Source organism: Anoxybacillus sp. B2M1 (genome assembly GCF_001634265.1).
Taxonomy (GTDB): Bacteria; Bacillota; Bacilli; order Bacillales; family Anoxybacillaceae; genus Anoxybacteroides; species Anoxybacteroides rupiense.
The window spans coordinates 3,349,826-3,362,294 of the sequence record NZ_CP015435.1 but is presented as its reverse complement, the minus strand read 5'-3'; the positions used below and the strand labels follow the sequence as shown (position 1 = coordinate 3,362,294).

General features: G+C 43.5%; 9 protein-coding genes and 1 other annotated feature. Of the genes, 5 read left to right on the top strand and 4 right to left on the bottom strand.

The window, feature by feature from the left end; translation table 11 throughout:
- Positions 1-167 precede the first annotated feature (167 nt).
- A complete protein-coding gene (gene rpsD / locus GFC28_RS16370; protein WP_044745913.1) occupies positions 168-770 on the top strand; it encodes a 30S ribosomal protein S4 in 603 nt (200 codons plus the stop codon).
- Between the two features lie 42 nt (positions 771-812).
- On the opposite strand, the gene tyrS is transcribed toward rpsD, so the two are convergent.
- Positions 813-2,081, bottom strand: a complete 1,269-nt coding sequence (tyrS, locus tag GFC28_RS16365; RefSeq protein WP_044745912.1) for a tyrosine--tRNA ligase — start codon at positions 2,079-2,081, stop codon at positions 813-815.
- 44 nt (positions 2,082-2,125) lie between these two features.
- Positions 2,126-2,353, bottom strand: a binding site (T-box leader).
- Between the two features lie 490 nt (positions 2,354-2,843).
- On the opposite strand from tyrS, the gene GFC28_RS16360 reads away from it, so the two are divergent.
- Positions 2,844-5,609: a transglycosylase domain-containing protein gene (locus GFC28_RS16360; protein WP_044745911.1), complete on the top strand. Its 2,766-nt coding sequence runs from the start codon at positions 2,844-2,846 to the stop codon at positions 5,607-5,609.
- A gap of 69 nt (positions 5,610-5,678) precedes the next feature.
- Here the strand turns inward: GFC28_RS16360 and acsA are convergent, their stop codons facing one another.
- On the bottom strand, positions 5,679-7,394 hold the full coding sequence (gene acsA, locus GFC28_RS16355) for an acetate--CoA ligase (RefSeq protein ID WP_044745910.1): 1,716 nt from the start codon (positions 7,392-7,394) through the stop codon (positions 5,679-5,681).
- A 182-nt stretch (positions 7,395-7,576) separates the two neighbouring features.
- Here acsA and GFC28_RS16350 point away from each other — a divergent pair, with 182 nt between their 5' ends.
- The 3 genes from GFC28_RS16350 to GFC28_RS16340 are packed head-to-tail and all read left to right on the top strand — an operon-like array spanning position 7,577 to position 10,054.
- On the top strand, positions 7,577-8,209 hold the full coding sequence (locus GFC28_RS16350; RefSeq protein WP_044745909.1) for a GNAT family N-acetyltransferase: 633 nt from the start codon (positions 7,577-7,579) through the stop codon (positions 8,207-8,209).
- A gap of 25 nt (positions 8,210-8,234) precedes the next feature.
- Positions 8,235-8,879 carry an acetoin utilization AcuB family protein gene (locus GFC28_RS16345; protein ID WP_044745908.1) on the top strand — a complete coding sequence of 215 codons (645 nt, stop codon included), beginning with the start codon at positions 8,235-8,237 and terminating at the stop codon, positions 8,877-8,879.
- Complete coding sequence (locus GFC28_RS16340) at positions 8,876-10,054, top strand: acetoin utilization protein AcuC (protein WP_044745907.1); 1,179 nt, start codon at positions 8,876-8,878, stop codon at positions 10,052-10,054. The genes GFC28_RS16345 and GFC28_RS16340 overlap by 4 nt, the downstream gene beginning before the upstream one ends.
- Positions 10,055-10,168: 114 nt before the next feature.
- Here GFC28_RS16340 and ccpA read toward each other — a convergent pair whose 3' ends face one another.
- Complete coding sequence (ccpA, locus tag GFC28_RS16335) at positions 10,169-11,164, bottom strand: catabolite control protein A (protein ID WP_044745906.1); 996 nt, start codon at positions 11,162-11,164, stop codon at positions 10,169-10,171.
- Between the two features lie 211 nt (positions 11,165-11,375).
- Entirely contained in the window at positions 11,376-12,458 is a 1,083-nt protein-coding gene (locus tag GFC28_RS16330) for a bifunctional 3-deoxy-7-phosphoheptulonate synthase/chorismate mutase (RefSeq protein ID WP_044745905.1), read from the bottom strand.
- Between the last annotated feature and the right edge of the window lie 11 nt (positions 12,459-12,469).

Sequence of the window (12,469 nt, the reverse complement as noted above, 5' to 3'; positions counted from 1 at the left end):
CAGCCTATGTGGTCACCTTTATTGGTTCATTTTGTTCCTCTTCGTCAAGAGGTGTATCGTGTAACTCTTAGCTGCTAGAGCGAGGATACATGAAAACAAAATGGCCTTAATTGTTGATTCACGTCTGCTTTTATTTTACCTAAAATAAAAGCAAAAGGAGGAGCATTATGGCTCGTTATACAGGTCCAACATGGAAAATTTCTCGCCGTCTTGGCATCTCATTAAGCGGTACAGGTAAAGAATTGCAAAAGCGTCCTTACCCACCAGGCCAACATGGTCCAGGTCAACGTAAAAAACTATCTGAGTACGGCTTGCAATTGCAAGAAAAACAAAAGCTCCGTCATATGTACGGTGTAAATGAACGCCAATTCCGCAAAACATTTGACGAAGCTGGAAAAATGGCTGGTAAACACGGTGAAAACTTCATGATTCTTCTTGAATCTCGCCTTGACAACCTTGTTTACCGTTTAGGCCTTGCGCGTACACGTCGTCAAGCTCGCCAATTAGTGAACCATGGCCACATTCTAGTAAATGGAGGCCGTGTAGATATTCCATCGTATCGCGTGAAACCAGGACAAACTATTTCTGTTCGCGAAAAATCTCGCAACCTTCAAATCATTAAAGAAGCGTTAGAGGTTAACAACTTCGTTCCTGATTACTTAACATTAGATGCTGAAAAATTAGAAGGAACATACACTCGTTTCCCTGAACGCTCTGAGCTGCCAGCTGAAATTAACGAGGCATTGATCGTTGAGTTCTACTCTCGTTAATGTGAAAAATCCCTCTGGAGTATTCCAGAGGGATTTTGTTTACTATGATTTATATTGGATCAAATGGTACTTTTTCTTACCGCGTCGGATTACGGTAAACTGTCCTTCCACACGGTCCTCTTTTGTCAAGACTTTATTCACATCCTGGACCCTTTCGCCATTCACATAAATCGCGCCATTTGTTAAATCCTCACGCGCCTGTCGTTTCGATGAAACAATTCCGCTCGTGACAAGAAGTTCAAGAAGAGACACTTCCTCTGCTTCTCCTGTATACTCGAATGATGGAACATCATGGAATCCTTGTCTAATCTCATCTGCTGTCAACTCAGAAATGCTGCCGCTAAATAAGGCCTCGGAAATTTTAATGGCTTGCCGCAGCGCCTCTTCTCCATGTACAAGCTTTGTCACTTCCTCCGCCAATGCTTTTTGCGCTGTGCGTTTTTCTGGCGCTTCCTGTAATTCCTTCTCTAGCTGTTCAATTTCCTCTTTTGTTAAGAATGTGAAATATTTCAAGTATTTGATCACATCCCGATCATCTGTGTTAATCCAGAACTGGTAAAACTCATATGGAGACGTCTTTTCTTTATCAAGCCAGACAGCGCCGCTTTCCGTTTTACCAAACTTTGTTCCATCCGCCTTCGTGACTAAAGGAAGCGTCAAGCCAAATGCCTTCGCTTCTTCTTCCGTCTTGCGGATTAATTCTAATCCTGCTGTAATATTCCCCCATTGGTCGCTTCCGCCAATTTGCAGCCTGCAATTTTCATTTTGATATAGCTTTAGGAAATCAAAGGATTGCAAAATCATATAGCTGAATTCTGTAAAGGAAATGCCCGTTTCAATTCTCGATTGAACAGATTCCTTCGCAAGCATGTAGTTTAAGCCAAAGTTTTTTCCGACATCCCGCAAAAACGAAATAACATCCAAAGAACGAGTCCAGTCATAGTTGTTCGCAATTTTCGCTGGATTTTCCGCCGTATCAAAATCTAAAAAGCGAGATAGCTGTTCTTTGATTTTTTCGCTCCATTGCTGTACAATCTCTTTTTCGTTCAATGAGCGCTCGCTTTTCCTTCCGCTTGGATCACCAATGAGGCCGGTTGCTCCACCAACGAGCGCAATAGGAAAATGTCCTGCCTGCTGAAATCTTCTTAAAGTCAAAATCGGTAATAAATGGCCGATATGCAGGCTATCAGCTGTCGGATCAAATCCGCAATATAAGCTGATTTTCTCTTCAGATAATAATTTTTCTAGTCCTTCGTGATCTGTGACTTGATTGATAAGCCCACGCCACTCTAATTCATGAAGTAAATTCATGCGCTTCACCTCTCCATAAAAATTAAAAACTCGTCCCTCCATATTGAAGGGACGAGTGTTGATCGCGGTACCACCCTACTTAGAGAGCATTCTGCTCCCTCGCTTGTTTGGATAACGGCCTCTCACCGTCTTTTGCTACTGAGCATTCGCAGAGCCGTTCGCAAAAGAAGCTCCAGGAGGTAATTCGCGTCTACCTTTGCACTGGTTCACACCAACCACCAGCTCTCTGAAACAGGGAGATAAACACTACTCATTCCTGTCATCGCTTAAATCATTCATTTTAGGATATACATGTTTTTACCACAATCCATTTGAATTGTCAAATATGATCGCAAAAAAGGACAAAAAGTCATAATATTTGACATTTTATATGATATAATAAAACTAATTTTTATTCTCTTACATTTGCCGTTAGCTTTCCAACCGAATGGATTTGGCTTTTTCTCAAAAAAACCGAACGCCTTTTGCTGCATGATTGTGTAAAAGCCTTTACAGGGAACGATTCGCTCCATCTATTCGTGAAGGATGAACTTCATGAACCGGGAAAGATGGATTCATTAGCATGCTTGTGGCGTAAGGTCAAATCGGCTCACCCGTTGTCCTTGTGCTGCACGAAACCAAAAACTCACGGTCGAAAGGCAAGCCGGTCATCACCTGCTCACACAAGGATAAATGTTGAAGCGTCCATATTGCGACATGCTCAACTTATACTGGAACATTCACATATTTTTTAAGACATACTTGATTTTTATGGAGGCAAACATGGAACAGCCAAGACAACCGTTTTCCCTGCAAAAAGCGTTGCGAAACCTATATATCACGTATGAAATTGTGTGGAATGTTTTTCTTGTGTTCATTATTTTGCTTATTTGCGCTGCCTGCTTTGCTTTCGGAGTCGGTGCTGGTTACTTTGCCTCTTTAGTAAAAAATATGCCGGTTCCATCGTATAAAGAAATGAAAAAGGATATTTACAACTATGAAGAAACGACCCATATTTATTTTGCTAATCAGGTATACTTAGGCAGCTTCCGTTCCGATTTAGAGAGAGAGGAAGTGTCGTTAAAAGAGGTGTCCCCCTATGTTATTCAAGCGATTATCGCTACAGAGGATGAATACTTTTATACGCATCGCGGCGTAGTTCCAAAAGCAATTGCGCGCGCTTTGTTTCAAGAAGCAACGAATTCCTCCATGCGCACAGGCGGCAGCACGCTGACACAACAGCTTGTCAAAAATCAAATTTTGACAAACGAGGTATCTTTTGAACGCAAAGCCAAAGAAATTTTGCTTGCCCTCCGACTTGAACACTTTTTCAAAAAAGAAGAGATTTTAGAAGCGTATTTAAATGTGGTTCCATTCGGGAGAAATTCATCCGGTCGCAATGTTGCCGGCATTCAAGCAGCGGCAAAAGGGATTTTTGGCATTGACGCAAAAGATTTAAACTTGGCGCAGGCCGCTTTTTTGGCAGGTCTTCCACAAAGCCCATTCGGTTACACTCCGTTTACGAGCGATGGGCAAGTAAAAAAGGATCTTTCTCCAGCTCTGGAACGAATGAAATTTGTATTAAAGCGAATGAAAAGATTAGGCTATATTTCTCAAAGCCAATACGAAGAGGCTTTGAAATATAAGATTGCACAACATTTTGCACCGCCGCAGCCATCGCCATTTGAAAAATATCCATGGCTTACAATGGAGATCGAACAGCGATCAAAAGATATTTTAGCAGCTGTTTTAGCGCAAAAAGATGGTTATGAGAAAAAAGATTTACAAAACAATGCTCCCCTTTATCAGGAATATATAGCGAAAGCAGAAAAGCAACTGCGGCAAAATGGATACGATATTTATACGACCGTTGATAAAGATATTTACGATCGCATGCAATCGATCGTCGCCAAGTATCCGTATTTCGGTCATGACGTGATCAGAACAGAAACCAATCAAGCGGGGCAAACCGTTCAGAAGACCGAACCGGTGGAAGTTGGAGCCATGCTCATTGAAAATAAAACAGGAAGAATCATCAGTTTTGTCGGCGGTCGAGACTACCACCGCCAGCAATTAAATCATGCGACGCAAGCCTATCGTTCAAATGGCTCAACAATGAAACCGCTTTTAGTTTATGCGCCAGCTATGGAAATGGGGGTTGTTCAGCCTGGTTCTGTCATTCCCGATGTAGAGCTGTACGTTTCGACACCGAGCGGCCCATATCGTCCGAAAAACGCCGATCGCCGTACGCACGGGCTTGTATCCGTGCGACAATCTTTGCAGTATTCCTACAATATTCCGGCTGTCAGAACCTACATGAGAACAATTCATCAACGGCCGATCGCCTATTTAGAAAAAATGGGATTTACCAGCCTGACCCAATCGGATGCCTCCAACCTCTCGTTAGCTCTCGGAGCTTTAACAAAAGGGGTAACGGTCGAAGAGAACGTGAATGCATATGCGACCTTCGGCAACTCTGGAGCGTTTGTCGATGCTTATTTAATTGAAAAAATCGTCGCTAAAAACGGGGAAATCGTCTATCAACATCATAGCACTCCTGTTCCCGTCTTCTCGCCGCAAACTTCCTATTTAATGATCGATATGATGCGCGATGTTATTCGCCAAGGTACAGCGGCATCCCTTCCGTCATTTTTAAAATTTCAAGCTGACTGGGCGGGAAAAACAGGGACGGGACAAGACAATAAGGATGCGTGGTTTGTCGCTACTAACCCTAACGTCACGTTTGGCGTTTGGATGGGCTATGACACACCTGCTCCATTGGAACAAACATATAAAGGGCTTTCTTACAGTAAACGAAACTTGTTGCTCTGGGCACAGCTAATGAATGCAGCTTACGATGTCAAGCCAAGCTTGATTGCTCCAAAGCAACGGTTCAATATGCCAGGTGGAATTGTCCGCCGTGCCTATTGCTCGGTATCCGGACTTGTTCCATCAGACAGCTGCCAAAAAGCTGGATTAGTACGCTATGATTTATATAACACCAAGTTTACACCAAGAGAAGAGGATCGCTCCTTAACAAACGGACGCTTTGTTGAAATCAATGGAAAGCGTTATGTAGCACTTGCTACAACGCCACAAGAATTCACAAAAGATGGAATTATATTAAGCAAGCAGATGCTCGACAAGCTCGGTATTAAGGAAGCAGATGCTGCAAAGCTGTTTCCAGATTCTTATACAGCAGCTGGAGAATTAAAAGAGAATGGCAAACGGCCGGATTCCCCTACAGCACGCTGGTCCAATCAAACATTGATATGGTCTGCCCTCCGTGAACCTGATGTCATCGGGTATCGAATATACCGAGCGGTTCATGAAGGTGCTCCGTTCCAAATGGTCGCAGCTATTAGAGCCGGCCAGCCGCTATCCTTTAACGATGGATTAGGCTCTGGTGTTTATTATGTCACGGCCGTTGATATTGCTGGAAAGGAATCCTCTCCTTCCAATATGGCTGTCAAACAGATGAAGCCGGCAGAAACACCAACAACAACCAAACCATCCTCCTCGGCTCCTGCCTCAGAGGATGCACCATAGATACATTTTATACGTAATAACGAAAAACGGCTGACCGAATATTCGCGTCAGCCGTTTTTGCTATCATCATTAATCTTCCATCGTCGACAAATCTCCTGTCGGCAAGTTCAATTCCCATGCTTTTAACACGCGGCGCATGATTTTGCCGCTTCGTGTTTTCGGCAATTTATCACGAAACTCAATTTCCCGCGGAGCCGCATGAGCCGCTAATCCTTTCTTGACAAAAAGACGAATATCTTCAATCAATTCCTCAGACGGCTCATAGCCATCGCGCAACGAAATAAAAGCTTTAATAATTTCTCCTCGCACTGGATCAGGCTTTCCAATGACGCCTGCTTCAGCAACAGCCGGATGTTCAACAAGCTTACTTTCTACCTCAAACGGCCCTACGCGCTCTCCTGATGTCATAATCACATCATCAATCCGTCCTTGGAACCAGAAATAACCGTCCTCATCCATATATGCCGAATCGCCTGACACATACCAATCCCCGATAAAATAGGATTCATATTTTTGCGGATTGTTCCAAATTTCCTTCATCATGGACGGCCAACCTTTGCGGATTGCCAGGTTCCCCATGCGATAAGGAGGCAATTCGTTCCCTTGATCATCAATGATCGCCGCTGTTACTCCAGGAATCGGCTTACCCATTGATCCAGGCTTGATTTCCATACACGGATAATTGCAAATGAGCTGTGCACCCGTTTCTGTCATCCACCACGTATCATGAATGCGGCGATGAAATACCTTTAATCCCCAGCGAACTACTTCCGGATTAAGCGGTTCTCCTACGCTTAAGATATGACGAAGTGAGCTCAAATCAAATTTTTTAATAATTTCATCTCCTGCTCCCATCAGCATTCGAAAAGCCGTCGGAGCGCTGTACCAAACCGTCACGCCGTAATCCTCGATTGTTTGATACCATATTTCCGGGCTGAAGCGTCCGCCGATAATCACGTTGGAAGCACCGCAGAGCCACGGGCCGAAAATTCCGTAAGAGGTTCCTGTTACCCATCCCGGATCCGCCGTGCACCAATATACATCATCCTCTTGTAAATCAAGCACCCATTTCGCTGTTTGATAATGCTGGATCATCGCATTGTGAACATGCAAGACGCCCTTCGGTTTTCCGGTAGAGCCAGATGTATAGTGCAAAATCAATCCATCCTGCCGATCCACCCATTCAACGTCAAAATGCTTGCTTGCTTCATTCATGCGCTTTTTGAAGTCGATATATGGACCTTCCTCTTTAATTTGATCTCCCACTAACAGAACATATTTTAAGGCCGGAAGCTCATTGACAGGAACGCGCGGCAGCAATTCCGGAGTGGTGACAATGACCTTCGCTTCGCTGTCTTCCAGGCGATCGCGAACAGCCCCTTCCATAAACGCTTCAAATAACGGCCCAACAATCGCTCCTGTTTTGATTGCTCCAAGAACAGCAAAATACAACTCTGGCGAACGCGGCATAAAAACGAAGACGCGATCTCCTTTTTCTACTTCAGCGACTTGTTTGAATACATTGGCTGCCTTATTCGACCATTCTTTCATTTCTTTGAACGTATATTTTTCCTCGCGCGAAGCATCTCGATAATAAAGTGCGACTTTATTTTTCCGGAATGTCTCTACGTGGCGGTCAATCGCCTCATAAGCCATATTTACACGGCCTGTTTCCGACCATGAAAAATTTTTTTCAGCCTCTGACCAATCAAAATTTCGATAGGTTTCCTCATAATTGGCTAAATTGTGCTCCCCTTGTATGACTGATAGCGTTTCCACTTTCATTCCCCTATTTCCCCCTTATGTAAATGATTACATTTCCATTATAGTATAACTCATATAAATTCTCAATTTTTAAAAAATTAACTTTAAAAACAAAGTTTTTTGAAGTTTTTTTGAAAACGCTTTATCTTTCTTTTTTTCATGTATAATGGAACTGTGAGAAAAGATAACCAGGTGGTGACTGAATGGAACATAAAAAAACATATAATGCCAAAGAACTAAAAACTCCAAGAGGCACGCTGATCATCGAAGGGCCGGTGCCGCCCGAAAAGCTAGCAGCCTATGAATTTCACCATGACTTAACCGCATTCCGACAGCCAGAGCAACAGCATAAAGCACTGATCGAGATTGCTTGCCTTCCTGAAGGAAGGATTATCATCGCCCGCCATCATCACACCATTATCGGCTACGTCACATTTCTTTATCCTGATCCGCTTGAGCGCTGGTCTGAGGGTAACATGAGCAATTTGATCGAACTGGGGGCCATCGAGGTCATTCCTGAATTCCGCGGCTATCAAGTGGGCAAAAACTTGCTTATTGTTTCGATGATGGATGATGCAATGGAAGATTATATTATCATCACGACAGAATATTATTGGCATTGGGATTTAAAAAGAACCGGACTGAATGTGTGGGAATATCGTAAAATCATGGAGAAAATGATGAATGCTGGAGGACTTGTCTGGTATGCGACTGATGATCCTGAAATCTGCTCGCATCCGGCTAACTGCCTTATGGCCCGCATTGGAAAACGAGTCGATCAGGAATCCATTCAAAAGTTCGATCGCCTTCGGTTTATGAACCGTTTTATGTATTAAATCAGCAAACAAAGGGGGAGAAGGTATGATTGTTGAACAAATTATGAAAACAAACATCTTCACACTTCATCCAAACAGTACGATCACAGATGCGATCAACCTAGTCAAGCAGAAGCGCATTCGCCATATTCCGATCGTCGATGAAGAACAGCGCATCTTGGGCATTGTGACAGACCGTGATATTCGTGATGCAAGCCCTTCTATTTTCCATGCCCATGAACATTTAGAAGACTTTGAAAAACCGATTAGCACGCTGATGAAAACAGATGTGATTACAGGCCACCCTCTTGATTTTGTAGAAGAAATTGCGGCGTTATTTTATGAGCACCGAATTAGCTGTTTACCGATTGAAACAGATGGAAAATTAGTAGGAATGGTGACTGAAACGGATTTGCTGTACACGCTTGTACAACTGACAGGAGCGCATCAGCCTGGATCACAGATCGAAGTCAAGGTACCTAATTATAGCGGAATACTAAGCGAAGTAGCAGCGGTCTTTGCGAAAAGAAATATGAATATTTCCAGCGTCCTTGTCTATCCAGATAGCGATGAACGCTACAAAATTCTTGTATTCCGCATTCAAACCATGAATCCTACCGGAATTATTGCTGATTTAAAAAACGCAGGCTACACGGTTCTATGGCCAAACCTACCGGGGGTTTCATCATGAAGAAGGATTGTGTGTTCGTATACTCAGATGCATTTCAAACTTACAAATTCAACGATGACCATCCATTTAATCAATTGCGCGTTAAACTCACTTATGATTTGCTCCAAGCTATCGATGCTTTAGAAGACGAACAAATTATTTCACCTCGCATCGCCACAGATGAGGAACTGGAATTGATTCATGACCGTGCTTACATTGAAGCCGTTAAAGCGGCTGGACAAGGAAAATTAACAGATGAGATCGCCCTGAATTACGGACTGGGGACAGAGGATACCCCTATTTTTCCTAATATGCATGAAGCAAGTGCTTTGCTAGTAGGAGCGACGTTAACAGCTGTGGATTATGTATTATCAGGAAAAGCTGTCCACGCCTTAAGCCTAGGCGGAGGACTCCACCATGGGTTTCGCGGTAAAGCATCGGGATTTTGCATTTATAATGATAGTGCGGTAGCGATTAAATATATTCAAGAACGCTATGGGCTTCGCGTTCTTTATGTGGATACGGATGCCCATCATGGCGACGGAGTACAATGGGCCTTTTACGACGATCCGAATGTCTGTACGTTTTCCATTCATGAAACGGGAAGATATTTGTTCCCTGGAACAGGAAACATTACAGAGCGGGGGCACGGAAAGGGATATGGGTTCTCATTTAATATTCCCGTCGATGCGTTTACCGAGGATGAATCATGGCTTGATGCTTACACGCAAGCATTGCGAGAAATCGCTGATTTTTTTAAGCCAGATGTCATTTTGACACAAAATGGGGCCGATGCCCACTACTACGATCCGCTTACTCATCTATCTGTCACAACGAAAACTTATCGTGAGATCCCAAGGCTGGCTCATGAAATCGCTCATCAATATTGTGACGGCCGCTGGATTGCCGTCGGTGGAGGCGGCTACGATATTTGGCGCGTCGTACCAAGAGCATGGTCATTCATTTGGCTTGAAATGACTGAACAATCAAACATTTCAGGAAATCTCCCGCAAGCATGGCTTGAAAAATGGCAGCCGTACTCTCCTGTTCCGCTTCCTGAAGCATGGGACGATCCAGAAGGATTGTATCCGCCCATTCCACGCAAGGGAGAAATTACTGAAAAAAACGCTCTGACTGTCGAGAAAGCGCTTTATCCCATTCGCAACCAACGTCCCAACATGAAGCAAAGCCTATGAAATTTCATATTTGGCGACATTCCTTGTCTGCCAACCGTTTTCAAGATATTCTGAAGCAGAAAAATAATGGTAGACAAAGTGAAAATTCACTTTGTCTACCACCAAAATCTTTGTTTATTTTGTTGATTCTCGATATTCAATGCGATGCGGCAGCACAACAATATGGTTTTCGACATGCTCTTTATTCATATATTTTGTGAGCAGCCGCATAGCCACTGCGCCGATATCATACATTGGCTGGACAACCGTAGTTAAGCGCGGGCGCACCATTGTCGCAAGCCGGGTATTATCAAACCCAACTACCTCCAATTGGTTTGGCACATGAATACCATGGTCCTGCGCGCTATGAATCACTCCAAGCGCCATCTCATCTGTACCAGCAAATACGGCTGTTGGTCTATCATGCAATTCCATCATTTTTTCATACGCTTCGATACCCGAATCGTATGAATAGTCTCCTTCAATAATCAGCCCCTCATCATATGCAATTCCTCTCTCCTCAAGCGCACGCCGATAACCTGACAGCTTTTTCTGATTAATTGGATCATCAGCCGGTCCGGTCACATACGCTATGCGTGTATTTCCTTTATCAAGAAGATAGGTCACAGCTTCAAATGCGGCTTGCTCGTAGTCAATGTTTACTGATGGAATCGCATGATTTTGCTCAATGGTCGCCGCCAGCACAATCGGAACGGATGATTTCTGAAATTCGCTTACATGTTCATCCGTCATATTGCCCCCCATGAACACGATTCCATCTACTTGCTTTGCCAGCATCGTATTGAGCAAATGCAGCTCTTTCTCTTTATTTTGATCGGAGTTGCTCAAAATGATATTATATTTATACATCGTAGCAATATCTTCGATTCCTCGTGCTAATTCGGCAAAAAAGATGCTCGAAATATCAGGGATAATCACGCCGACCGTTGTCGTTTTTTTGCTGGCGAGCCCGCGTGCAACAGCGTTTGGCCGATAGCCGAGTCGTTCAATGGCCTCCAATACCTTTTTTCTTGTCGACGGCTTAACATTTGGATTCCCATTAACTACTCGTGATACCGTTGCCATCGACACATTTGCTTCTCGAGCAACATCATAAATGGTTACATTCATTTATCCCACTCCTCTTATACCTCTATTTTATGACAATCGTCATCTTGTCTACTTATTATATTAGCAATATCATACGATACATTATGGAACAATGGCAACGTCTTGACAAATAATTTGTAAATGTTTTCGTATTTTATTCAGCTAAGACCAAAATAAAAAATCCCTTTCACCAGCGCGTATTCGCCCCGATGAAAGGGAAGGATCTCATGATTTACGCCTTCACCATTTGCCGCTGAAACGATTTTAATTCTTCCATAAATTCGTTAAATTGAGCAATATCCATTTGCTGAGCTGAATCTGATAAAGCAACGGCTGGATCAGGATGCACCTCGGCCATCACTCCGTCGGCACCGATTGCCAATGCCGCCTTGGCGCAAGGAAGCAATAGATCGCGTCTTCCAGTCGAGTGAGTCACATCGACAAATACCGGCAAATGAGTTTCTTTCTTTAAGATTGGCACAGCAGAAATGTCAAGCGTATTCCGCGTTGCCCGTTCATATGTGCGGATTCCACGCTCGCAAAGAATAATTTGATCATTTCCTTGCGACATAATGTATTCTGCAGCGTTGATAAACTCTTCGATCGTTGCAGCCAGTCCGCGCTTTAGCAATACCGGTTTATTTACTTGGCCGGCCGCCTTTAACAGCTCAAAGTTTTGCATATTGCGCGCACCGATTTGAATGACGTCGATGTAATCAAGGGCTGTTTCAATATCGGCAGGAGTCACGATTTCACTAATGACTGCTAAATCGTATTCGTCAGCAATTCTTTTCAAAATTTTCAGCCCTTCCACTCCAAGTCCTTGGAAGTCATATGGAGATGTTCTTGGCTTGTACGCTCCCCCGCGCAATAATTTTAATCCGTGCTGTTTTACCGCCTTAGCTACTTCAGCCACCTGTTCGTAGCTTTCTACTGCGCAAGGCCCCATCACAAAATATTGATTGCCGTCACCAATTTTTTCACCTTTGATGTTGACAATCGTATTTTCTGGCTTTTTCTTCCGTGAAACAAGCAGCGCTTTGCGATGATCGTCTTCTTGCAGCTCTAAGCCTGCTTTAAAAATTTCTTTAAAAATATGTTTCAACGTCGCCGTTTCAAACGGTCCGTCGTTATATTCAAGAATCAAATCGAGCATCTTTCGCTCACGAACTGGATCATAGCGATAAGTGCCCTGTGTTTCTTTAATTTTCCCAATTTCTTGGACAAGACGGCCTCGTTCATTAATCAATTTTAAGATTTGCAAGTTCACTTCGTCGACCCTTGCCCTTAACTCGTCTAATCTGTCGTTGCTCATGCTTTCTCATC